Below are 877 nucleotides of genomic sequence, written 5' to 3'. Positions count from 1 at the left end.
GGGCGGGTGCCGGGCGCGGGGGGGCTGGGCGGGGGGGGGGGGGGGGGGCGGGGCCGCCCGCTGGGGGGGGGGGGCGGCGTGGTCGGTTGTTCGCGGTGTTGTTTTTTGCCCGGGGGGGGCCCCCGCCGCTACCGGGTACGCCGGTCAGGTAGCGCCGGGCCATGCCCGGCGCGCGCAGCGGCAGCGGGGTTTTACGGGCCGCTCAATACCCCGCATCCATGAATGCATCGAGCAGGGTGTCACGCAGGGCATCGGGCAGCGCCTCGATGTCCATCGCGCGGTCATCCAGGTGAAGGTGCGGATCCAGCACGCTGGCGCGGCCTTGGGCCAGCGCCTTCAGCCACAGCAGCACGCAGATCACGAACTCGCGCTCGTGGCCTGGCTGCAGGCGGCTGGCACCGCGTTCGATCACTTCGAACGGGTACCATTCCTGCGTCTCACTGAGCCGGCCCCCCTGGCGTTGCAGGGCCTTCAGCTGGGCCAGGTGGCGCGGTGCATCGTCGCCGACATCGCACAGCGCGGCGATCCAGGACAGCTCGTCCGTGGTGGCGGTCAGCGCCAGTGAACGGGCGGATGACGCGGTGGTGCTTGGAGCCAGACCTTCCATGTGGGGCCTCCTCGTGACGTACCGCTGCGGTCTCCCCCGCTGTGCCAGCTTCGGCGCGGACCCGTAAGGCCGACGTGAATGCCGGGGTTCCCGGGAAAGCGCCATCCACGCGTGGCGTGGATCTACTGGAAGCGCCCGGAAACTGTCCAAGGCGGGGAGGGGGGAGGTTGCGGGGGCGTGAGCCGCATGGATGCGGCGACCGAGCTTACAGGGATGTACTTGCAGCGCCGCCCCGGACCCCCCCCCCCCCCCCCCCACCCAATACCCAGC

Annotated in this window: 1 protein-coding gene; it reads right to left on the bottom strand. The window is 71.8% G+C overall.

Features of this window, described 5'->3' with window-relative positions; genetic code table 11:
• Positions 1–202: 202 nt before the first annotated feature.
• Complete coding sequence (locus tag ACVOK1_RS20505) at positions 203–607, bottom strand: hypothetical protein (RefSeq protein WP_108770070.1); 405 nt, start codon at positions 605–607, stop codon at positions 203–205.
• Positions 608–877 lie beyond the last annotated feature (270 nt).

Source organism: Stenotrophomonas sp. STEN087 (genome assembly GCF_056759115.1).
This window is presented reverse-complemented; position numbering and strand designations above follow the sequence as displayed.